This is a genomic window from Demequina subtropica, from assembly GCF_000971235.1.
In the GTDB taxonomy this organism is placed as follows: Bacteria; Actinomycetota; Actinomycetes; order Actinomycetales; family Demequinaceae; genus Demequina; species Demequina subtropica.
The window spans coordinates 84,522-106,276 of record NZ_BBMB01000011.1 but is presented as its reverse complement, the minus strand read 5'-3'; the positions used below and the strand labels follow the sequence as shown (position 1 = coordinate 106,276).

The following is a 21,755-nucleotide window of genomic DNA, read 5'->3' as shown; positions in this document are numbered from 1 at the left end:
CGTACGTGTCGGCGAGCGGTGCTACTGCTGCGCGAGCACACCCGGTTCCTGGGGATCGATGAGCGCGACGATCCGGTTGAGGTCGTCGACGGTCGCGAAATCGATGGTGATCGAGCCCTTGGAGCGACCGAGCTTGATCTTCACGCGCGTGTCGAAGCGGTCGCCGAGCCGTCCCCCGAGCTCGTCGAGGGCCTCCGTGCGTCCGCCGGCGCGCGTGGTGCCGCGGCGCTGCTTGGGCGTGTCCACTCCGAGGGCGACGGCCTCCTCGGTGGCACGGACCGACAGCCCTTCCGCGACGATGCGGTTCGCGAGGTGCTCCATCGCCTCGTGCGAGTCCAAGCCGAGCAGCGCACGCGCATGCCCCGCGCTCAGCACGCCGGCGGCGACGCGTCGCTGCACCGTCGCCGGCAGCTTCAGCAGACGCAGGGTGTTCGAGATCTGCGGACGTGAGCGTGCGATGCGCGTCGCGAGCTCCTCATGCGTGATGCCGAAGTCCTCGAGCAGCTGCTGATACGCCGCCGCCTCCTCGAGCGGGTTGAGCTGGCTGCGGTGCAGGTTCTCCACGAGCGCGTCGCGCAGCATGTCGGTGTCATCGGTCGACCGGATGATCGCGGGGATCTCGGCAAGTCCGGCTTCCTTGGTCGCGCGAAGACGCCGCTCGCCCATGATGAGCTCGTAGCCCTCCCCCGCGGGGTTGGGCCGCACCACGATGGGCTGCAGGACGCCGATCTCCTTGATGGAGGCGACCAGCTCGGCGAGCGCGTCCTCGTCGAACACCGACCGGGGCTGACGGGGATTCGGCACCACGGCGTTCGGGTCGATGTGCGCGAAGGATGCGCCAGGCACCGGGACGAGCTCGCCGTCCTCCGAGACCTGCGTGATCGTGGGGATCGTCGCGGTGGAGGTATCCGAGAAGAACACGTCCCGCGGGCGCTCCCGGGTCTCGACCGCCGTGCTCTCCGCCTCGGGCTCGGTAGGGATCAGCGCACCGAGCCCCCTGCCAAGCCCACGCTTCGCCTTGCTCACCTGTTCTCCGATCCTGCGGCGCCTCGCACCGCGATGTCACGAGCGATGGCCGTGTAGGCGACCGCGCCTGAGGAATGGGGGTCGTGCGTGATGACCGTCTGCGCGAAGCCCGGGGCCTCGGAGACCCGGACCGACCGCGGCACCGTCTGCTCGAGCGTCTGCGACGGGAAGTGCGAGCGCACCTCGTGCGCCACCTCGCGCGCGAGGTTGGTGCGGCCGTCGTACATCGTCAGCACGATCGTCGAGACGTGGATGCCCTGATTGAGGTGCTTGCGCACCATCTCGACGGTCTTCATGAGCTGGGTGAGCCCCTCGAGCGCGTAATACTCGCACTGGATCGGGATCAGGACCTCGGTGGCCACGACCATCGCGTTGAGCGTGAGCAGGCCCAGGCTCGGCGGACAGTCGATGAAGACGTAGTCGAGGTCCTTCCCCGGACCTTCAAGCAGATCCCGGAGAGCGTCGTGGAGCCGGAACTCTCGACGCACCACGGACACGAGCTCGATGTCCGCGCCGGCAAGGTCGATCGTCGCGGGCACGCACCACAAGGTGTCGATGTCCGGGCACCGCTGGGCGACCTTGGCCATCGGGGTCTCGTCCAGAAGGACGTCGTAGATCGACGGCGTGCCGGATCGGTGATCCACGCCCAGCGCCGTCGAGGCGTTGCCCTGCGGATCCGCATCGATCACGAGCACGTTGGCGCCACGCTTGGCGAGGGCCGCTGCGACGTTGACCGAGGTGGTGGTCTTGCCGACCCCGCCCTTCTGATTGGACACTGCGATGACCCGCGTGCTCGGCGGCTTGGGGAAGTCCGCCGACTCGAGTGCGCGACGCTGGCGCTCCATGGCCATCATCTCCGCGGCCAGCGGGCTGCCGGCGTCCTCAGCGAGGCGATCGAACGGGTCACGTGTTTCACGTGAAACAGCGGTGGTGGCGCCACGCCGAGAGTCGTCCGACACGATCGAGTCATGTGTCTTGTCGCTGGACACCCAGTTCCCTTCCTCAAGCCGATCTTCACGCCGGACCCCGTCGTCATCGTTTCACGTGAAACAAGGCGCGGTCCCTCGTGTGAGGGACCCTGTCCCGACGCGTCGCGATGGCGCCAGAGTCTCCGACTCTACCCCAGCGGCAGGTGCCGCTCGCAAGCCCTCGTTGCCGTCACAAGCCTGCCTGCGACGTCTGACAGCGCCGCCGTGAACCTGTGGAGAAACGCCCCAGGACGGGCCGATTCCCGTACGAATCGCTGTGCATATCGCTGTGGAGACGTCCTGTGGAGATCATGCGCGGGTCAGCACCACCACGGTGGTCGCCTCGACGCCGGGCACGGTCCCGGCGCGATGGACCTCGCCCACGAAGCGCTGCTTCCGCAGGGTGTACTTGGCTCGCTCGAGCTCGTCCGACGCACTGCGACCCTTGAGCAGGACCATGCGCCCATCCGGGGTGAGCAGCGGGCTGCACCACTTCACGAGCTTGTCGATCGCCGCGACGGCGCGGGCAGTCACGACCTCGACCTCAACGGACTCGGTGACCTCCTCGGCACGGCCTCGCACCACGGACACGTTGCTGATCCCGCACTCCCGCGCGGCCTCGAGCAGCCACTGCGTCCGGCGCTCCATCGGCTCGACAAGGACGTAGTCGCGATCCGGATCCATCGCCGCCAGCACCAGCCCAGGAAGCCCGGCGCCGGAGCCGACGTCCGCCACCCTTCCCTCGCCGATGAACGGCATGAGGGCCGCGGAGTTGAGGATGTGCCGCTCCCACAGGCGGGTCACCTCGCGAGGGCCGATGAGGCCTCGCTCGACACCCTGTTCCGCGAGCATCTCCGCGAAGGCGAGGACGCGCGGGTAGACGTCGCCGAAGTACTCGCGCACCGCGTCGCTACCGTGCAGCGGGTCATCCCGCAGGCTCTGCTCCGTCATCGCTGTTTCACGTGAAACGTCAGGCGGGAAGCACGACGACGTAACGCTGGGGGTCCTCCCCCTCCGACTCGGAGGACAGGCCCGCCTCGAGCACCACGTCGTGCACCACCTTGCGCTCGAACGCGTTCATCGCGGGCAGGGCGACCCGTGCCCCGGACTCGCGTACCTGAGCGACAGCCTCGCGTGCCTGCTCGGCAAGACGCTCGCGACGGCCGGCACGGAAGTCGGCGATGTCGAGCATGAGACGGCTCACCTCACCCGTTTCGGACTGGACCGCGAGGCGCGTGAGGTCCTGGAGCGCCTCGAGCACCTCGCCCTCAGGGCCGACCAGGCGCTTGAGGTCCTGGCTCGGGCCGTCCGCGACGATCGCGACCTTGGCGCGACCGGCCTCGACGGAAATGTCGATGTCACCGTCCATGTCGAGGATGTCGAGCAGCTCCTCGAGGAAGTCCGCTGCGACGTCGCCCTCGGCGTCGAGCTTCTTGATGTTGTCGGTCATGACGGGTCCTTGTCATCGGTGGCGGGGAGGTCGTCGGCGGCGGGGAGCTGCTGAGGCTTGGCTCCGCCACGGTTCTTGCGCTTGGGCTGCTGACGCTGGCCGGACCGCTTGGGGCCGGTCTCCTCGGCAGCCTCGGCCTCGATCACCTCGGTGCCTGCCTCGGCACCGCCGTGCGCGGCCTTCTTCGCGGCCTTCGCCGCCATGCGCTCCTGGTAGGCGCGGTACGCGTCCGACCCCGGCGTCGGGTTGTTCCGGATGACGTACCACTGCTGCCCGAAGGTCCACACGTTGGTGGTGGTCCAGTAGATGAGGACACCGACCGGGAAGTTCGGTCCCGAGATCACGAAGATGAACGGCAGCACGTACATGAGGATCTTCTGCTGCTGAGCCATCGGGCCCTCGAGGGCCGACGCCGGCAGGTTCCGTCGCGTGAGCTGGTGCTGCGTCAGGAAGGTGGTCGCGACCATCGCGACGATGAGGACGGCAGAGAGGATCTTGCCCTCGACGCTCGCGCCTCGAAGGAACGTCTCCGACAGCTGGGCGCCGAACAGCGTGGCGCTCTGCGCCTGCTCCATGAGGGTGTCGGAAAGCATGCCGATGCCCTCCGTGGGTGCACCGGGCGTGGCGTTGCCCTCGAGCCCGTTGAGCACGCGGAACAGCGCGAAGAAGATCGGTGCCTGGATCAGCATCGGGAGGCACGAGGCGAACGGGTTCGTCTTGTGCTTGGAGTACAGCTCCATGGTCTCGCGGCTCATGGCCTCACGGGACGCCTGGTCCTTCTTGCCCTTGTACTTGTCCTGGATCTTCTTGAGATCGGGCGCGATCACCTGCATCGCGCGGGACGCGTTGATCTGCTTGACGAAGAGCGGGATGAGGGCGGCGCGGATGGTGATGACCAGGCCGACGATCGAGAGCGCCCAGGTGATGCCGGCGGCGGGATCGAGGCCGATGGCCGACCAGATCCAGTGCCAGATCACCATCACATTGGCGACGACCCACTCGAGCGGGAAGAGCAGAGTGTCCACTGTTGTCCTTAGATCGGGCGTGCAGGGGTCGGGTCCGGCAGCATCGCGGCATTATTGCGCGTCATCCGGAAGAGTCGTTCGCCCTTGGCCGGCACGTCGTCGACGCCGCCGTGGCTCCAGGGGTTGCATCGCAGCAGGCGCCATCCGGCGAGTCCGGTGCCGACGACGGCACCGTGGACCTGGATCGCCTCGATCGCGAAGTGCGAGCACGTCGGGTGGTACTTGCAGCGCGGGCCGGTCAACGGAGAGATCGCGAGCTGGTAGCCACGGATCGCCCCGGTCAGCGCTTTGCCCGCGATGCTCATCGTCCTGCCTTTGACATCGCGTGTCGCAAGGCGCCGTCAACGTCCGTCTCGAGGGTCGCGAAGGACGCCTCGGCGGCAGGCGGCAACGCGCGAAGGACCACCGAGGTGCCTTCGGGAAGCGTCGAGAGACGCGACTGCATGACCGCGCGAAGGCGTCGCTTGACGCGATTGCGGGTCACCGCACCTCCTACGGCCTTAGAAACAGCGAAACCGGCCATGCGTCGAGCATCGCCGGTCAGCGCCACGTGCACCACGACGGTGCGCCGGCCGCTGCGGATCCCCGATCGCATCGCGGAGCGGAACTCCGCGGACGATCGCAGTCGCGCGTCGGCCGGCAGCAACCTTAGGCCGAGAGCTTGCCGCGGCCCTTGCGGCGACGCGTCGCCAGGATCGCGCGACCGGCACGGGTGCGCATGCGCAGACGGAAGCCGTGCGTCTTAGCGCGCTTGCGGTTGTTCGGCTGGAAAGTCCGCTTGCTCACGGGTAACTCCAAGTTTCAGGGCATGGTCAAATCAGCGCACTTACGTTACGCGTGATCCACGGCTAGGGTCAAATCGCGGCGCGCCCTTGGGACCCGCCACCCGAACAGGATAGGCTCCACCATCACGGCCACGCACCATGTGAGCGACACGCTAACACGCGGTAACGCGCAGGTGACGGGCCATGCACCGACTGTGAGCAAACCTGTGGAAACACCTTGGGGGTGACGCCAGTGGCGGCAGAGCCTGCCCCTGAATCAATCGACGCCATCTGGCGCGGAGCACTCGACTTCCTCTCGGAGGACGGTTCGCTCGGCGGCCAGGCGCGATCATTCCTTCGACTCGTGAAGCCCCTGGCAGTGGTCGAGGACAACGTGTTCCTCGCCGTCGCCGAGGACTTCACCAAGAACTACGTGGAGACCACGCTGCGCGGCCCGGTCACGGAGGCGTTGAGCGAGGTGCTCGGCCGCGACGTCCGCATCGCGGTCACGGTCGACTCGTCGGTCACGCCGCCCGAGCCCGCCGTCGGCGACGCCACCGGCGACGAGGCGCCCCGGCCTCCGGTCCGCCGGCCCGAGCCGCCGGCGCCGCTCGTGGTCGAGGACCCGCATCTCAACCCCCGGTACACCTTCGACACCTTCGTCATCGGCCCCTCCAACCGATTCGCCCACGCCGCCGCCCTCGCGGTCGCCGAATCCCCTGGCAAGACGTACAACCCGCTGTTCATCTACGGCGGCTCGGGCCTGGGCAAGACGCACCTTCTCCACGCGATCGGGCACTACACGCGCCATCTCAAGCCCCAGACGCGGGTGCGGTACGTGAACTCGGAGGAGTTCACCAACGACTTCATCAACTCGATCCGTGACGATCGTTCCCTGAGCTTCAAGCGCACCTACCGTGAGGTGGACGTCCTCCTCATCGACGACATCCAGTTCCTTCAGGGCAAGGAGCAGACGCTCGAGGAGTTCTTCCACACCTTCAACGCGCTGCACAACGCGGGCAAGCATGTGGTCATCACCTCGGATGTGAGCCCTCGCTACCTCGACGGCATCGAGGAGCGCATGCGGACCCGCTTCGAGTGGGGCCTCATGACAGACGTCCAGCCGCCGGACCTCGAGACCCGCGTCGCGATCCTTCGCAAGAAGGCCGCGGCCGATGCGGTCCAGGCGCCGTCGGACGTGCTGGAGTACATCGCGTCGAACATCACGAGCAACATCCGCGAGCTCGAGGGCGCGCTCATCCGTGTCACGGCCTTCGCGGCGCTCAACCGCCAGCCGGTGGACCTGTCTCTCGCCCAGGTGGTCCTCAAGGACCTCATCTCCGACGACGACTCGGAGATCACGGCCGCAGCGATCATCGGCAAGACCGCCGAGTACTTCGGCATCTCGCTCGAGGAGCTCACGGGCACCAGCCGGTCGCGTGTGTTCGTGACGGCGCGCCAGATCGCCATGTACCTCTGCCGTCAGCTCACCGACCTCTCCCTTCCGAAGATCGGCGAGCACTTCGGCGGCAAGGACCACACGACGGTCATGTACGCGGTCAAGAAGGTCGAGGACCAGATCGCGCAGCGCCGGCAGATGTACAACCAGGTGAACGAGATCCACGCGCGCATCAAGCAGTCGCGCGCGTAGCCACCCCTGCCCCGCCCTCGATCGTTCCTGACGAACGATTCGGGGGCCTCGGCGCGCCCGGGCACGCTCTCAGCGCAGAACACCCCCGATTCCTTCGTCAGGAGCCGCTCCCGTGGGCGCGGCCGCCCGCGGAGGCTCCAGCGGTGCCGGCCGTGCCCACGGCCCGGCTCGTCGTCCGTCCGTCTCGACGGCGCCTGAGACACGAATATGCCCTTCCCCGGCCGTCGTACGCCCCCCTTGCCCTGGAGAGGCCGGAATCGTTCGTCAGGCGCCGTTCTCCCGTGGCGCGCGTCCTCGTGGCTGAACGGCGTCCTCACCCGGGCCTTCAGCGGGCGCCAGGATTCTCGGGCTGCGCATCCAGCTGGGGCGGCGCCTCCCGCAGCCCTTGCCCGCGGCCGTTCCGTCAGAAGCCGTCCTGGACAACGATTCGGGGCTCCACGCGACCGATGCGCCTCCTCCTCGCGCCGAGGGGTCGAATCGTTCGTCAGGACGCGCGAGGACGGGAGCGGCCGGCATCCGCGTCGGGCAGGCCCCGCGAACGCGACTCCCGACTGCGGCCGTCCTGAGCTGTCCTGACGAACGATTCGAGGCCTTCCGGCGCCCCGACACGCCCACGGGCTCTGAACTGCCCGAAATCGTTCGTCAGGAACGATTCTCCCGCACGAGCCCGCCTCGGGAGAGGTGGGGGACGGTGCGAACCGTCGCCCGGATTGCGTCGCCGGCCGAGCAGACGAGGGGCGATGATCCCGGGTGAGGCCGGTCCCACGCGCCCTGGAGGCGCCTTGAGGGCCCGCACAGGGCCGTTTCCCTCACAAATGTGGAAAACTCTGTGGAGACCCGTGGATGGCGTGCTGAGTCCACAGGGGACGACCTGTGAAGAATCACAAGAATTCTGAGGCCGCCTCGACGCCCTTCCCCGGGTCATCCCCAGCTCCGGCGGTATTCGCCCTCAGGCCGCTCACAACCAGATTCTTGTGATTTCCAGCGCAGACGCACGAACTCCACAGAATCCACGGTGCCTAATACGACCATGAGACCACCTTCTTGTGATTGTCCACATGGCCTTCATCAGGGCCCGCGCGCTCGGGGCCCGGCGACGCCTCGAAACGCCTACCTGCATCGTCGGACCCGTGGCATAGTCTGTGGTCAGAATCAGAGGAGCAAGCATGAAGTTCACCGTCGAGCGCGACGTTCTGGCAGACGCCGTCGCATGGACGTCGCGCGCCGTCCCGGCGCGTCCGCCCGTTCCCGTTCTTGCGGGCGTCAGGATCACCGCCGATGCGGAGGGCCTGGTCCGTCTCGCCAGCTTCGACTACGAGGTCTCGGCGCGCGGCGAGTTCCCCGCCGATGTCGAGCAGCCCGGTGAGGTGCTCGTGAGCGGCCGGCTCCTCCGTGAGATCGCGAACGCGCTTCCGCACAAGCCGGTGCAGCTGTCGCTCGAGGGCACCAAGGTATCCGTGACCTGCGGCGCCTCTCGTTTCACGCTCGCCACGATGCCGGTCGACCAGTACCCGTCGCTGCCCGAGCTCCCCGAGCACTCCGGCACCATCGACGGTGCGACCCTGCAGCAGGCCGTCGCCCAGGTCACCTCCGCGGCGTCGCGTGACGAGACCCTCCCGATCCTCACCGGCGTCCGCGTCGAGATCGAGGGCTCGCACATCTCCCTGCTCGCGACCGACCGCTACCGTCTCGCGCTGCGAGAGCTCGAGTGGACGCCGTCGAAGACCGACATCAGCGCCGTCGCGCTGGTGCGAGCGAAGACGCTCGGCGACACCGCGAAGTCCCTGGGAGCGGGCGAAGTCACCGTCGCGCTCAGCTCCGGCCAGGGCATGGACCTCATCGGCTTCGAGGCGGGCGGGCTGGTCACCACCTCGCTCCTCATGGACGGCGACTACCCCCAGGTGCGCCGGCTGTTCCCCGAGTCGAGCCCCATCACGGCGACCGTGCGGACGCAGGACCTCATCGACGCGACGCGTCGCGTCGCGCTCGTCGCCGAGCGCAACTCGTCGGTGCGACTGGCCTTCGCCGAGGGCGAGGTCACGCTCGACGCCGGCCAGAGCGACGATGCGCAGGCATCGGAGGCGCTCACCGCCCACCTCCACGGCGACCCGATCACCGTCGCCTTCAACCCCCAGTACCTGCTGGACGGGTTGTCGGCGCTCGGCACGGACTTCGTGCAGCTGGGCTTCACGCAGGAGACCAAGCCGGTCGAGTTCGTGGGCCTGTCGGAGCCGGGCGGCGAGGTCTCGGCGGACTTCCGCTACCTCCTGGTGCCCATCCGTATCGCCTCGTAGTGCGCGTCACCCACGTCCAGCTCGCCGACTTCCGCTCGTACACGCAGGCAGACGTCGAGCTGGGTCCGGGAGTCACCACCTTCGTGGGACGCAACGGGCAGGGCAAGACCAACCTCGTCGAGGCGGTCAGGTACCTGTCGGTTCTCGGCTCGCACCGCGTCGCGTCGGATGCTCCGCTCATCCGTTTCGGCGCCGAGCGGGCGATCGTGCGCGCCAAGGTGGAGAAGGCGGGGCGCTCGCTCGGGCTCGAGGTCACCCTCAACGCGGGTCGCGCGAACACGGCGCGCCTCAACAGGGGCGCGGCGCGACCTCGCGATCTGCTGGGCATCCTGCGCACCGTGCTGTTCGCGCCGGAGGACCTTGCGCTCGTCAAGGGCGATCCGGCGGGACGTCGCGCGTTCATGGACGAGCTCTGCGTCGCGCTGCAGCCGGCCTTGGCCGGCGACCTGAGCGACTATGAACGGGTGCTCCGCCAGCGCACCTCGATGCTCAAGACCTCGCGCCACGCGCGTGGAGATCTCACCATGCTCGACATCTGGGACGAGAAGCTCGCGGAGCTGGGCGGCCGCATCGTTGCCGCGCGCCTGCGTGCGGTGAGGACGCTCGCGCCCTTCGTGTGGGCGGCCTACCAGGACGTCGCCCCGGACGGCGGCGACTGCGCGATCGCATACGCATCGTCCCTGGCAGAGGAGATGCCGGAAGAGGCATCGGCCTTGTCGGCGCTGCTGTTGGAAAGGCTTCGCGAGGTCCGGCCCAAGGAGCTCGAGCGTGGCGTCACGCTTGCGGGACCGCAACGGGACGATCTGGACATCCGTCTCGCGGGCATGCCCGCGAAGGGCTACGCGAGCCACGGGGAGTCGTGGTCGTGCGCTCTCGCGCTGCGCATCGGCACCTACGACATGCTGACATCGGACACCGGACCCGATGCGGGCGACGACGGCGAGCCCGTGCTCATCCTCGACGACGTCTTCGCCGAGCTCGACGCCGGGCGCCGCGCGGCGCTGGCCGCTCGGCTCGAGCGGGCCAGCCAGGTGCTGATCACGGCGGCGGTCGCCGAGGACGTCCCTGCGGTGCTCGAGGGCCGCACGATCCCGGTGACGAAGGGCCGGGTGGGCGATGAGTGACGCACCGCAGGACGATGCGGTCGGGGAGCCGCCCGCCGTCTCGCCCGGTGAGAAGGATGAGCACGGACAGGCGGAGCCCCTGGTTCCCGCCGATGCGGCGCGCCTCGCTCGCGAGGCCCTGGAGCGCGCGCGGGCCTCGGCGCGCATGCGCGGAGCGACCCGCACCACTCCCCGCCAGGGCCGCAAGCAGCGCGAGCAGGCCCGGCGCGACACGGTGCCGTACGGAACCGGGCGCGATCCCGCGTCCATGAGCGACGCGGTCGCGGCGCTGCTGCGCCGGATGGGGTGGACCGAGCAGATCGAGGTCTCGTCGGTGACCGCGAGGTGGCGCGAGGTGATCGGCGACCGCATCGCGGACAACTGCGAGCCGCTCGGCTTCGACGAGGGTGTGCTGACGGTGAAGGCGACGTCGACCGCATGGGCGACCCAGCTGCAGATCATGTCGGGGCAGATCCGTCACCGGATCAACGAGGAGTTCGGGCGTGAGATCGTCACCGAGCTCAAGGTGCTCGGGCCCACGGCGCGCTCCTGGACCAAGGGTCCGCGTTCGGTCAAGGGTCGCGGGCCGCGGGACACGTACGGATGACCTGGGTCGAGGGCGAGGAGATCGCCCGAGGCGCGACGGCCGTGGTGCGCCGCGGTACGCCCGGGGCCGTGGTGAAGACCTTCAACCCGGGCATCCCGAGCATCGTCGCTCATCTCGAGGCCGCGGGTTCTCGCGTCGCGATGGACGCCGGGCTCCCCGTGCCGGCGATCCTGGACGCCGCGCCTGACGCAGACCCGCCGACGCTCACCTTCGCGCATGTCGAGGGCCGGTCGCTCGCCGAGCAGGGGGAGATCATCGGGCCGCGTGGGGTGGGGACGGTGCTCGCCGAGCTGCAGCACCGCATCCGTGCGGTGCCCGCGCCCGCGCTGATCCTCCCCGAGGAGTTCCTCGGCTTCCAGGTCCGAGAGGCCGACATGCCAGGCACGATGCGCGAGGAGGCGCTCGCTGGGCTCGACGCGCTCTCCGCCGCGGACCCGCGCGTCCTGTGCCACATGGACCTGCACCACCTCAACGTGCTGTGGGCCGACGGACCGGTGATCATCGACTGGAACAACGCGATGGCGGCGCCCGCGGCGGCAGACGTCGCACGCACCCGGACGCTGCTCGCGCATGCGGTGTTCTCCGCGCCCGAGTCACGCGAGGAGCTTGGGCACGTGCTCGACGCCTTCATCGAGCGGACCGAGGAGCTCGCACCGGGGCTGGTGGACGAGTCGCGGGGGTGGGACAGGGTGATCGCCGCGGCGCGGCTCGATGAGAACCCGCCGGGCGCCGAACGTGAGGCGATCCTGGAGCGCTGGGCGGCCTGAGGCACGCGCGGCCGTCGTCCGGAGCGCCGCGATGGTGAGGGCTTTTGCCGAGTCGTGACCTGTGGGCCTTCTCACGTCCGAAACCGCCCGGAGGTGTCGGTGGGCGTGCCTACGATTGCTGCCGCACATATATCAGCATTCCGTGTCGAATTAACGGCCGCGGGTTCGCGTCCGCCGTGCGCGGTGTTCGCGTCCCCCGATGAGAAGGACGCTGTGTGCCCCGAACGTCCAGCGACAGGCGCGGCAGCGCGCCAAGGAGAAGCAACATGACCGAGCAGCCGGCACCCGCCCCCATCCCCGAGGCCCCCGAGAAGAAGCAGAACTGGTTCATGCGCCACAAGGTGCTGACCGGCGTGGGCGCCGTGATCGTGATCGCCGCCGCGGCGAACATGGGCGGCGGCGAGGACACCGACACCGTCGAGGCCGAGGGCACCGAGGTCGCCGTGGACGCCACCGTCGAGGCCACGGAGGAGGTGTCGGCCGACGCCGACGCCACCGAGGAGGCCGAGGCGCCCGAGGAGACCCCGACCGAGGAGGTCGTCGAGGAGGAGGCCGAGCCCGCCTTCGCGAACGGCGACTACATCGTCGGCACCGACATCGAGCCCGGCCAGTACCGCGCCGGCGTCGAGGCCGGCCTGTTCGAGGTCTGCATGATCACCCAGGAGGGCACCGACGGCGACATCATCGACATCGCCTCGACCACCGAGGGCCACGTCATCATGACCATCAAGGACGCGACCGACTCGATCGTCTCGTTCTCGGGTTGCGAGGACATCACGACGACCGCCGACGCCAACCTCTCCATGGTCGACGAGCTCGAGAACAGCTACTACCTGGTCGGCACCGAGATCGAGGCCGGCCGCTACCGTGGCACCGTCGACGAGGAGCAGCTCATCGCCGTCGGCATGATCTCGCAGTACAGCGCCAAGAACGACATCATCGACCTCAACACGGGCGACTCCGGCAACGTCATCTTCGACGTCGTCGCCAAGGACGGCTCCGTGGTGAGCTTCCAGGGCCTGGTCGACATCGAGAAGGTCGGCTGACACCAGCCTGTCCCGTCGGGGCCGCGGATCATGATCGATCCGCGGCCCCGACGCGTCTCCCGGGACCGAGGTCTGAGGGAGCGCCTCCCGCGTGGCGTACCGTGTTAATTGCACGTTGTGTCGCAAGCGCCTCATGGGCGCCGCTGCTCGCCGGTGCGACGGATGGGGCGCGCGGGACTCCTCTCCCGCTCGCGCCCCATCCGAGTGCCGACGGGGCGCGGGAGCGCCCGGCCTGCGAGACCGCCTGAGGGCCGCAGGGAGGGTGCGCCTCCCGCGCTCCCCGTTTCGGCGGGCCGTCGACTTGTCCCCAATCGCCCCTCAAACGCGCGAATTCGCCCCTCAGAGCCACTAGAATGGCTGGAGATACGACGGGACTTGTACCAGGTCCCGTCGACGGCGTGAAAGGCGAATCTGTGGCGAATAGCGAAGAGCGGGCGAACGAGCCTGCCTACGGCGCCGAGAACATCACCGTCCTGGAGGGCCTCGAAGCCGTCCGTAAGCGTCCCGGCATGTACATCGGGTCCACGGGCGAGCGAGGTCTCCACCACCTGGTCTACGAGGTCGTCGACAACTCTGTCGACGAGGCTCTGGCCGGCTACTGCGACACCATCACGGTGACGCTGCAGGCCGATGGCGGCGTCAAGGTGACCGACAACGGGCGCGGCATCCCCGTGGACATGCACCCGACGGAGGGCAAGCCCACCGTCGAGGTGGTCATGACCATCCTTCACGCCGGCGGCAAGTTCGGCGGGGGCGGCTACGCCGTCTCCGGCGGTCTGCACGGCGTCGGCATCTCCGTGGTGAACGCCCTCTCCTACAAGGTCGAGACCGAGGTCAAGCGCCAGGGTCATGTCTGGCGTCAGAGCTTCGCCGAGGGCGGCAAGCCCCAGGGCACGCTCGTCCAGGGTGAGGCCACCGAGGAGACGGGTACGCAGCAGACGTTCTACGCGGACCCGTTGATCTTCGAGACCACCGACTACGACTACGAGACGCTCCGCGCCCGCTTCCAGCAGATGGCCTTCCTCAACAAGGGCCTCAGCATCACGCTCACCGACGAGCGCCCCGAGCACATCGCGGCCGAGGACGATGCGGAGGCCGAGGAGCAGCCGACGTCCCGCACGGTGACGTACAAGTACGACGGCGGCCTGGTCGACTACGTCGCCCACCTCAACGCCGCCAAGAAGGCCGAGCTGGTGCACCCCGAGGTCATCTCGCTCGAGTCCGAGGACACCGAGAAGAAGATCTCGCTCGAGATGGCGATGCAGTGGACGTCCGCCTACTCCGAGGGCGTCTTCACCTATGCCAACACCATCTCGACCACCGAGGGTGGAACGCACGAGGAGGGCTTCCGTGCCGCGCTCACCACGCTGGTGAACAAGTACGCACGCGAGAAGGCGATCCTCAAGGACAAGGACGACAACCTCACGGGCGACGACGTCCGCGAGGGCCTCACCGCCGTCATCTCGGTCAAGCTGGGCGAGCCGCAGTTCGAGGGCCAGACCAAGACCAAGCTGGGCAACACCGAGGCCAAGACCTTCGTGCAGCGCGTGGTCAACGAGCAGCTCACCGACTGGTTCGACGCCCACCCGAACGAGGCGAAGGACATCATCCGCAAGGCGATCCAGGCCTCGCAGGCCCGCATCGCCGCCCGCAAGGCGCGCGAGGCCACCCGACGCAAGGGCCTGCTGGAGTCGGGCGGCATGCCCGGCAAGCTCTCGGACTGCCAGAGCCGCAAGCCCGCCGAGTGCGAGATCTTCATCGTCGAGGGCGACTCTGCCGGCGGCTCCGCCAAGGCTGGCCGCGAGCCCTACAACCAGGCGATCATGCCCATCCGCGGCAAGATCCTCAACGTCGAGCGTGTGCGCCTCGATCGTGCCCTCTCGAACCAGGAGGTCCAGGGCCTCATCACCGCGTTCGGCGCCGGCATGGGCGAGGACTTCGACATCGAGAAGGCGCGCTATCACAAGATCGTGCTGATGGCCGATGCCGATGTCGACGGCCAGCACATCCGCACGCTCCTGCTCACGCTGCTGTTCCGCTACATGCGCCCGCTGATCGAGGCCGGCTACGTCTACCTGGCGCAGCCGCCGCTGTTCAAGATCAAGTGGACCAACGCGGACCACGAGTACGTGTACTCCGACCGTGAGCGCGACGCCGTGCTCAGGGACGGCCAGGCCAACGGCAAGCGCATCCCCAAGGAGAACGGGGTCCAGCGCTACAAGGGTCTGGGAGAGATGAACCACGAGGAGCTGCGGGTCACCACCATGGACCCCGCGACCCGCACCCTGCTCCAGGTCACCATGGACGATGCTGCCGCCGCGGACGAGATCTTCTCCGTGCTCATGGGCGAGGACGTCGAGTCCCGCCGCAGCTTCATCCAGCGCAACGCGAAGGACGTGAGGTTCCTTGACATCTGAGACCCCCGAGTTCGACCACGGGAAGATCGAGGCCGTCGACCTCAACACCGAGATGCAGCGGTCCTACCTGGACTATGCGATGTCGGTCATCGTCGGCCGCGCCCTGCCGGACGTGCGTGACGGCCTCAAGCCCGTGCATCGTCGCGTGCTCTACGCGATGTTCGACGGCGGCTACCGCCCGGACCGGGCCTTCTCTAAGTGCTCCCGCGTGGTCGGCGACGTCATGGGCAAGTACCACCCGCACGGTGACTCCGCGATCTACGACGCGATCGTGCGCATGGTGCAGCCGTGGTCGCTGCGCTACCCGCTGATCGCCGGCCAGGGCAACTTCGGCTCGGCCGGCAACGACGGCGCCGCCGCCTCGCGATACACCGAGTGCAAGATGGCGCCGCTGGCCATGGAGATGGTCCGCGACATCGACAAGGACACCGTCGAGTTCGAGGACAACTACGACGGCCGCGAGCAGGAGCCCACCATCCTGCCGGCGCGCTTCCCCAACCTGCTCGCGAACGGCTCCGCCGGCATCGCGGTCGGCATGGCGACCAACATCCCGCCGCACAACCTCCGCGAGCTCGCGGACGGCGTGCAGTGGCACCTCGACCACCCGGACGCGAGCCGCGAGGAGCTGCTCGAGGAGCTCATCCGCCGCATCCCGGGCCCGGACTTCCCCACCGGCGCGACGATCCTGGGCCGCAAGGGCATCGAGGACGCGTACCGCACGGGCCGCGGCCTCATCACGATGCGCGCGGTGGTGAACATCGAGGAGATCCAGGGCCGCATGTGCCTGGTGATCACCGAGCTGCCGTACCAGGTCAACCCCGACAACCTCGCGATCAAGATCGCGGAGCTCGTCAAGGACGGCAAGGTCTCGGGCATCGCGGACATCCGCGACCAGACGTCGGGCCGCACCGGTCAGCGCCTCGAGATCGTGCTCAAGCGCGACGCCGTGGCCAAGGTGGTGCTCAACAACCTCTACAAGCACACGCAGCTTCAGGAGACGTTCGGCGCGAACATGCTCGCCATCGTCGACGGCGTGCCCCGCACCCTGTCGCTCGACGGCTTCATCCGCCACTGGACCACGCACCAGCTCGAGGTCATCCAGCGTCGCACCGCGTACCGTCTGCGCGAGGCCGAGCGCGAGGCCCACATCCTGCAGGGCTACCTCAAGGCGCTCGACGCGCTCGACGAGGTCATCGCCCTCATCCGCCGCTCCCCCACGGTGGAGGAGGCGCGCGAGGGCCTCATGCAGCTCCTCGACGTCGACGAGGTCCAGGCGACCGCGATCCTCAACCTCCAGCTGCGCCGCCTCGCGGCCCTGGAGCGCCAGAAGATCACCGACGACTACAACGCCCTCATGGTCGAGATCGCGGACCTGCGCGACATCCTCGCCAACGAGCAGCGTCAGCGCACCATCATCTCGGAGGAGCTCGCCGAGGTGGTGCGCAAGTACGGCGACGACCGCCGCACGGTCATCCACCCCTTCGACGGCGAGGTCTCGATCGAGGACCTCATCGCCGAGGAGGAGATGGTGGTCACCATCACCCGCGGCGGCTACGTCAAGCGCACGCGCTCGGACCAGTACCGCGCGCAGAAGCGAGGCGGCAAGGGTGTCCGCGGCGCCACGCTGCGCAACGACGATGTGGTGGAGCACTTCTTCGTCACCACCACGCACCACTGGCTGCTGTTCTTCACCAACCTGGGACGCGTGTACCGCGCCAAGGCGTACGAGCTGCCCGAGGGCGGCCGCGACTCCAAGGGCCAGCACGTCGCGAATATGCTCGCGTTCCAGCCGGGCGAGGAGATCGCCCAGGTGCTCGACCTGCGCAGCTACGAGGACGCGGACTACCTGGTCCTCGCCACCAAGCGCGGCCTGGTGAAGAAAACCGAGCTCAAGGCGTACGACTCCAACCGCACGGGCGGCCTCATCGCGATCAACCTGCGCGAGGTCGAGTCCGAGGACGGCGAGCTCAAGTCCGACGAGCTCGTCTCCGCGCGCCTGGTGTCCGCCGAGGACGACCTCATGCTGGTGTCGCGCCTGGGTCAGTCCCTGCGCTTCAACGCCAAGGACGAGGAGCTGCGCCCGATGGGCCGCGCCACCTCGGGCGTCAAGGGCATGAGCTTCCGCGGCGACGACGAGCTGCTCGCGATGGACGTCATCCTCGCCGGCACCGCCGTCGCGACGGACGATGCGGAGGCCGAGGAGGCGTCGGAGGACGAGGTCCAGGCGGGCGAGGGCCCGTACTCGTTCGTGGTGACGCGTCACGGCTACGCCAAGCGCACCGGCGCATCCGCGTGGAGCGCCAAGCACCGCGGAGGCCTGGGCGTGAAGGTCGCGACCCTCACCGAGGAGCGCGGCGACCTGGTCGGCGCGCTGCTCGTCGAGGACACCGACGAGGTGCTCGTGATCATGGAGTCCGGCAAGGTCGTCCGCTCCGCCGTGTCGGAGGTCCCCGTCAAGGGCAAGAACTCGATGGGCGTGATCTTCGCGAAGCCCGGCAAGGGCGACCGCATCATCGGCATCGCCCGCAACGTCGAGCGCAACCTCGAGGGCGACGAGCCGCTCGAGGGCGAGGACGCCGAGGAGGGCGCGGTCGAGGCCGAGTCCGTCGCTGCTCCCGAGGCCGAGGCGCCGGAGGCTCCCGCCGGGGAGTAGACAACGCTGTACCCGAGGGGCCGGTGGCGCACGCGACCGGCCCCTCGTGCGTCCGCTCCCGCGCGCCTCCCACCGAAGTGGTAGCACCTGGTCGGCCTCGGGAGGTCCTCGCGTCACAGTGGTTGCCCAGTGTCGCCGCTGCTAGATTCCGATCATCACGCGGAGCGAGGGGGCATCGTGGAGGGTTGGGCATACGCGGGCGCGGTGGTCGTCGCGGCGCTCGTCGGCGTCGCGGTGATGCGCGCGGTCGAGGCGCGCCGCCACCGCGCGCTCGGGATCGGCGTGGGCATCGTCGTCGCCGCCGCGCTCGGTATCACGGCCACCTCTGTGGGGGAGGCGATCGCCGCGCGCGACACGCAGCCGCTGCTGCAGTCGAGCACGCTCGACGGGTCGGGCGTCGGGTTCTCCGCGGAGATCCGCAACGAGCGCCTCTCCTTCGACGGCTCCACGTACGTCTTCCGCTACGGCGACGGATCGGAGCGGCTGGTCGAGGAGCTCCTCCAGGCCTATCCGGGTGGGATCGTCGAGGACGACTGGACCGTGGTCGTCGACGGGTTGAGGTATCGCGTCGCTCGGACCGGGCTCGACGACGCCGCCGAGGGCGACGACGTCTACATCCTCAGCTCGGACACGCTCACGGTGACCGACGGGCACGGCGCATCGTTCGAGATCCCCTTCCCGCCCGTCGCCGATCCGACGACCGCGCTCGCGACCGCCGAGACCGACACGCAGTGGGAGGTGGGGGCATTCCTCTCCGAGCCGCAGCTCGCCGACTACTACGACGCGCTCGGCGGTGTGGCCCGCGACGGCGACGCCTTCATCGTGCCCACCTCCGAGGGCGGATCCGCCCGCGTGTGGTTCCCGGATCCGACCACGCTGAGCGTCGCCCGGGCGTAGCCCGCCCGCGCGGGCCGGCGCCACGCTTGTTAGATTCCGAACAGGACGTGGACGGAGGATCGCGTGACGGGTGCGGGTTTCTGGCTGGGCGTCGGAGCGATCGTGGCGGCGATCATCGCGCTGGTGCTCTTCTGGGCGCCCCTCGCGGGGATCATCGTGGCGGTCGTCGCCGCGGGTCTCGCGGTCGCGTCGCTGGTGATCGGGGTGCGCCGTGGGAGCGGGTCCGGGATGGCCGTCGGCATCGTCACCACGCTCGCCTCGTTCGTGGCGATCGGTTGCGCGGTCGGCTACGTGAGCATCTTCGGGATCGGCCAGCCGCAGCAGGTCGAGAATCCCGCCTCGCACACGGCGGTCACCGCCGGGTGACATGACGACGCCGCACCGCCCCTCGAGGGGACGATGCGGCGTGTCGGCTTGGTGGGGGCCTAGATGAAGAGCGTGGTGCCGCTCTCGTTGGCCTCGCCCAGGAACGTCGCGACACCGGCGAGCTCGACGCCGTCGAGCAGGTCCGACTGAGCCATGCCCAGCAGGTCCATCGTCATCGTGCAGCCCAGCAGGCGCGCGCCGCCGTCCTGGGCCGACTTGATGAGCTCGGGCAGCGACGGCACGTCGTTCTGCTTCATGACGTTCTTGATCATCGCGGTGCCCGCGCCGGCCATGTGCATCTGCGACAGCGTGAGCTTCTCCGCGCCACGCGGCATCATCGCGCCGAACATCTTGTCCATCATCTTCTTCTCGCGCTTCGGCGGCTCGGCCTTGCGGAGGGCGTTGAGGCCCCAGAAGGTGAAGAACATCGAGACCTCGTCGCCCATCGCGACCGCGCCGTTCGCGATGATGAAAGCCGCGAGCACCTTGTCGAGGTCGCCGCTGAAGACCACCATCGAGGTCTTGTTCTTGCCCCCGACCGCCTTCCCGCTCGCGACGGGCTCCACGCCGCCCTTGCGGAAGGTGCCCACGAAGCCGGGGCCCTTCGGGTCGAGCGACACGAGCGTGTGGCCGTTCTTCGACGCCCACGCGGGACCGTCGAGCGCGAAGCCCGGGTCGGACACCGTGACGCGGACCTCGTCGCCGGCGTTCGCCTTCTTCATGGTGTCGGCGAGGCGCATGATCGGGCCGGGGCACGCGAGGCCCGTGCAGTCGAGCTCGGTCATCTGACCCGTCGCGGCCGCGACGGCCGACGCGACGGAGACCTTCTCCGCGTAGTTCTCCATCGGGGGCCGCGCGGAGTACTGGTCGGCCGGGTTGTCGTGGACGTGGCCGAACGTGGTCGAGCCGCCCGACAGGGTCGCCACATCCGTGAAGCCGTTCTGCACCAGGATGCGGTGGGCCAGGTACGAGCGGAACCCGACCGCGCAGTACAGGCGGATCGGCTGGTCCTTGTCCTCCCAGCCCTTGATGGCCTCGCGGAAGGTGGCCAGCGGCACGGACTCGGCGCCGGGCAGGTGGTGGATGCCGTACTCCTCGGGGGTGCGCACGTCGACGAGCCGCGCGCCGTCCGCGAGCGGCCATTCCTGCGCGTACCAGAGCGTGAAGTCGCCGCGGATGGTGTTGGCGGCGACGAAGCCGGCCATGTTCACGGGGTCCTTCGCGGAGCCGAACGGCGGGGCGTACGCGAGCTCCTGCTCCTCGAGGTCGAAGACCGTGAGACCGGAGCGGACCGCCATCGCGAAGAGGTCGAGCCGCTTGTCGACGCCGTCGAAGCCGCACGCCTGCGCGCCGAGCACGCGACCGTCGGTCGGGGAGAACAGCAGCTTGATGTGCATCATCGCGGTGCCGGGGTAGTAGCCGGCGTGGCCCGACGGGTGCACGTGGGCGACGCGGTACTCGACGCCCGCGGCGTCGAGCTGGCGCGAGGTGGCGCCGGTGCCGCCCGCGGTCATGTCGAAGACCTTGACGATGCTGGTGCCCTGGGTGCTCTTGTACTCGGTGTCGCGGCCGCAGATGTTCTCCGCGGCGACGCGGGCCTGGCGGTTCGCGGGGCCCGCGAGCGGCGCGAGGTACTGGCCCGGGAGCACCGGGTGAGGGGTCTCGACCGCGTCGCCGGCGGCGTAGATGTCCGGGTCCGACGTCTGCATGTGCGTGTCGACCTTGATGCCGCCGCGCTCGCCCAGCTCGATCCCGGCGTCCTTCACCAGCTGCACGGCGGGCTTGACGCCCGCGGCGAGGATCACCAGGTCGGCCTTGAGGACGGTGCCCGAGTTGAGCTCGACGCTCACGCGGCCCTGGCCATCCGCATCGTCCAGCGGCTGGAAGGCCGCGGCGGCGGTCGAGAGGTGGAGCCCCACTCCGCGCATGCGGAGGTGCTGCTCGACCGGGATCGCGATCTCGTGGTCCACGGGCGGCAGGATCTGGTCGGACAGCTCGACCACGTCGACGCGCACGCCGCGGTGGTGGAGGTTCTCCGCCATCTCGAGACCGATGTAGCCGGCGCCGACGACGACCGCGGTCACGGTGCCGCGCCGGCCGGCCTTCTGCTCGGCGATCGCGTAGTCGAGGCGCGTCTTGATGCGGTCCATGTCGCCGATGCGGCGAAGCACCTCGACGGCGGGGTGGTCGATGCCGGGCAGGGGCGGCCGGACAGCCTCGGCGCCCATGCACAGCGCGAGCTTGTCGTACGACTCGGTGTACTCGCGGCCGCTGTCGACCTCGCGCGCGGTCACCGTCTTGGCCTCGCGGTCGATCGACACGATCTCGGTGGCGATGCGGACGTCGAGGTTGAGCGACTCGCGCAGGCTCTCGGGGGTCTGGAGCAGCAGGCGCGAGCGATCCGTGATGACCTCGCCCACGTGGTACGGCAGACCGCAGTTGGCGAAGGAGACGTGGTGGCCGCGCTCGAAGACGATGATCTCGGCAGACTCGTCGAGACGCCGCGCCCGTGCGGCGGTGGATGCTCCTGCGGCGACTCCGCCGACGACGACCAGCTTCATGTCATACCTCCCGGGGTACTTGATCCTGTGCACCAAGATATCCCCCGGGGTATCCACACCTGGGGGTACTTGGTCACCCCTCCATCATGGGATCGCGGGCTGGGCCGCGCTCGTTGGGGGTGTGTGGGTGCGGCACAGGAACTTTCATTTGAGTCATTCA

At 68.9% G+C, this 21,755-nt stretch carries 19 protein-coding genes; 10 read left to right on the top strand and 9 right to left on the bottom strand.

Annotated features, from left to right (window positions below; all coding sequences use genetic code 11):
- Positions 1-21: 21 nt before the first annotated feature.
- The 8 genes from AOM06_RS10155 to rpmH all read right to left on the bottom strand — a co-directional run bounded on the left by AOM06_RS10155 (position 22) and on the right by rpmH (position 5,255).
- Positions 22-1,026 (bottom strand): ParB/RepB/Spo0J family partition protein, encoded by a 1,005-nt coding sequence (locus tag AOM06_RS10155; RefSeq protein ID WP_062305442.1) that lies wholly within the window; start codon positions 1,024-1,026, stop codon positions 22-24.
- A complete protein-coding gene (locus tag AOM06_RS10150; RefSeq protein WP_062305439.1) occupies positions 1,023-1,871 on the bottom strand; it encodes a ParA family protein in 849 nt (282 codons plus the stop codon). Before AOM06_RS10150 ends, AOM06_RS10155 begins: the two co-directional genes overlap by 4 nt.
- Before the next feature lie 432 nt (positions 1,872-2,303).
- A complete protein-coding gene (gene rsmG / locus AOM06_RS10145) occupies positions 2,304-2,945 on the bottom strand; it encodes a 16S rRNA (guanine(527)-N(7))-methyltransferase RsmG (RefSeq protein ID WP_062305437.1) in 642 nt (213 codons plus the stop codon).
- A 19-nt stretch (positions 2,946-2,964) separates the two neighbouring features.
- Positions 2,965-3,444, bottom strand: a complete 480-nt coding sequence (locus AOM06_RS10140; RefSeq protein ID WP_062305434.1) for a Jag family protein — start codon at positions 3,442-3,444, stop codon at positions 2,965-2,967.
- Complete coding sequence (gene yidC / locus AOM06_RS10135) at positions 3,441-4,469, bottom strand: membrane protein insertase YidC (RefSeq protein ID WP_082105496.1); 1,029 nt, start codon at positions 4,467-4,469, stop codon at positions 3,441-3,443. The genes AOM06_RS10140 and yidC overlap by 4 nt, the downstream gene beginning before the upstream one ends.
- An 8-nt stretch (positions 4,470-4,477) precedes the next feature.
- Positions 4,478-4,774: a membrane protein insertion efficiency factor YidD gene (gene yidD, locus AOM06_RS10130; protein WP_062305432.1), complete on the bottom strand. Its 297-nt coding sequence runs from the start codon at positions 4,772-4,774 to the stop codon at positions 4,478-4,480.
- Positions 4,771-5,115 (bottom strand): ribonuclease P protein component, encoded by a 345-nt coding sequence (gene rnpA / locus AOM06_RS14535; protein ID WP_082105495.1) that lies wholly within the window; start codon positions 5,113-5,115, stop codon positions 4,771-4,773. The genes yidD and rnpA overlap by 4 nt, the downstream gene beginning before the upstream one ends.
- Before the next feature lie 2 nt (positions 5,116-5,117).
- Positions 5,118-5,255, bottom strand: a complete 138-nt coding sequence (gene rpmH / locus AOM06_RS10125) for a 50S ribosomal protein L34 (protein WP_062305430.1) — start codon at positions 5,253-5,255, stop codon at positions 5,118-5,120.
- A gap of 258 nt (positions 5,256-5,513) precedes the next feature.
- Here rpmH and dnaA point away from each other — a divergent pair, with 258 nt between their 5' ends.
- From dnaA to AOM06_RS10075, 10 genes are all read left to right on the top strand, one after another.
- The gene (gene dnaA, locus AOM06_RS10120) at positions 5,514-6,884 is read left to right on the top strand and encodes a chromosomal replication initiator protein DnaA (RefSeq protein ID WP_082105522.1); all 1,371 of its coding nucleotides are present in this window, start codon (positions 5,514-5,516) and stop codon (positions 6,882-6,884) included.
- Positions 6,885-8,050: 1,166 nt separating this feature from the next.
- Entirely contained in the window at positions 8,051-9,178 is a 1,128-nt protein-coding gene (gene dnaN / locus AOM06_RS10115; protein ID WP_062305425.1) for a DNA polymerase III subunit beta, read from the top strand.
- Positions 9,178-10,302, top strand: a complete 1,125-nt coding sequence (gene recF, locus AOM06_RS10110) for a DNA replication/repair protein RecF (RefSeq protein WP_062305423.1) — start codon at positions 9,178-9,180, stop codon at positions 10,300-10,302. Before dnaN ends, recF begins: the two co-directional genes overlap by 1 nt.
- Entirely contained in the window at positions 10,295-10,888 is a 594-nt protein-coding gene (locus AOM06_RS10105) for a DciA family protein (RefSeq protein WP_062305420.1), read from the top strand. Before recF ends, AOM06_RS10105 begins: the two co-directional genes overlap by 8 nt.
- Positions 10,885-11,655: a phosphotransferase gene (locus AOM06_RS10100; RefSeq protein WP_062305417.1), complete on the top strand. Its 771-nt coding sequence runs from the start codon at positions 10,885-10,887 to the stop codon at positions 11,653-11,655. Before AOM06_RS10105 ends, AOM06_RS10100 begins: the two co-directional genes overlap by 4 nt.
- 266 nt (positions 11,656-11,921) lie before the next feature.
- Positions 11,922-12,701, top strand: a complete 780-nt coding sequence (locus tag AOM06_RS10095) for an Rv1352/Rv1906c domain-containing protein (protein ID WP_062305415.1) — start codon at positions 11,922-11,924, stop codon at positions 12,699-12,701.
- Between the two features lie 353 nt (positions 12,702-13,054).
- Complete coding sequence (gyrB, locus tag AOM06_RS10090) at positions 13,055-15,118, top strand: DNA topoisomerase (ATP-hydrolyzing) subunit B (RefSeq protein WP_082105494.1); 2,064 nt, start codon at positions 13,055-13,057, stop codon at positions 15,116-15,118.
- A gap of 52 nt (positions 15,119-15,170) precedes the next feature.
- A complete protein-coding gene (gene gyrA / locus AOM06_RS10085; RefSeq protein WP_082105521.1) occupies positions 15,171-17,771 on the top strand; it encodes a DNA gyrase subunit A in 2,601 nt (866 codons plus the stop codon).
- A gap of 177 nt (positions 17,772-17,948) precedes the next feature.
- Positions 17,949-18,668 (top strand): hypothetical protein, encoded by a 720-nt coding sequence (locus tag AOM06_RS10080; RefSeq protein WP_062305407.1) that lies wholly within the window; start codon positions 17,949-17,951, stop codon positions 18,666-18,668.
- Between the two features lie 63 nt (positions 18,669-18,731).
- Positions 18,732-19,034, top strand: coding sequence for a hypothetical protein (locus AOM06_RS10075; RefSeq protein ID WP_062305404.1), 303 nt, complete (start codon positions 18,732-18,734; stop codon positions 19,032-19,034).
- Positions 19,035-19,093: 59 nt separating this feature from the next.
- On the opposite strand, the gene AOM06_RS10070 is transcribed toward AOM06_RS10075, so the two are convergent.
- Positions 19,094-21,595 (bottom strand): FAD-dependent oxidoreductase, encoded by a 2,502-nt coding sequence (locus AOM06_RS10070; protein WP_062305401.1) that lies wholly within the window; start codon positions 21,593-21,595, stop codon positions 19,094-19,096.
- Positions 21,596-21,755: the final 160 nt, after the last annotated feature.

Bases quoted from the DNA above. Each gene is read 5' to 3' on its own strand.
- AOM06_RS10150 (WP_062305439.1), bottom strand. From the start codon at position 1,871: ATGGAGCGCCAGCGTCGCGCACTCGAGTCGGCGGACTTCCCCAAGCCG.
- rsmG (WP_062305437.1), bottom strand. From the start codon at position 2,945: ATGACGGAGCAGAGCCTGCGGGATGACCCGCTGCACGGTAGCGACGCG.
- AOM06_RS10140 (WP_062305434.1), bottom strand. From the start codon at position 3,444: ATGACCGACAACATCAAGAAGCTCGACGCCGAGGGCGACGTCGCAGCG.
- yidD (WP_062305432.1), bottom strand. From the start codon at position 4,774: ATGAGCATCGCGGGCAAAGCGCTGACCGGGGCGATCCGTGGCTACCAG.
- dnaN (WP_062305425.1), top strand. From the start codon at position 8,051: ATGAAGTTCACCGTCGAGCGCGACGTTCTGGCAGACGCCGTCGCATGG.
- AOM06_RS10105 (WP_062305420.1), top strand. From the start codon at position 10,295: ATGAGTGACGCACCGCAGGACGATGCGGTCGGGGAGCCGCCCGCCGTC.
- AOM06_RS10100 (WP_062305417.1), top strand. From the start codon at position 10,885: ATGACCTGGGTCGAGGGCGAGGAGATCGCCCGAGGCGCGACGGCCGTG.
- AOM06_RS10095 (WP_062305415.1), top strand. From the start codon at position 11,922: ATGACCGAGCAGCCGGCACCCGCCCCCATCCCCGAGGCCCCCGAGAAG.
- gyrB (WP_082105494.1), top strand. From the start codon at position 13,055: ATGGCTGGAGATACGACGGGACTTGTACCAGGTCCCGTCGACGGCGTG.
- gyrA (WP_082105521.1), top strand. From the start codon at position 15,171: ATGCAGCGGTCCTACCTGGACTATGCGATGTCGGTCATCGTCGGCCGC.
- AOM06_RS10070 (WP_062305401.1), bottom strand. From the start codon at position 21,595: ATGAAGCTGGTCGTCGTCGGCGGAGTCGCCGCAGGAGCATCCACCGCC.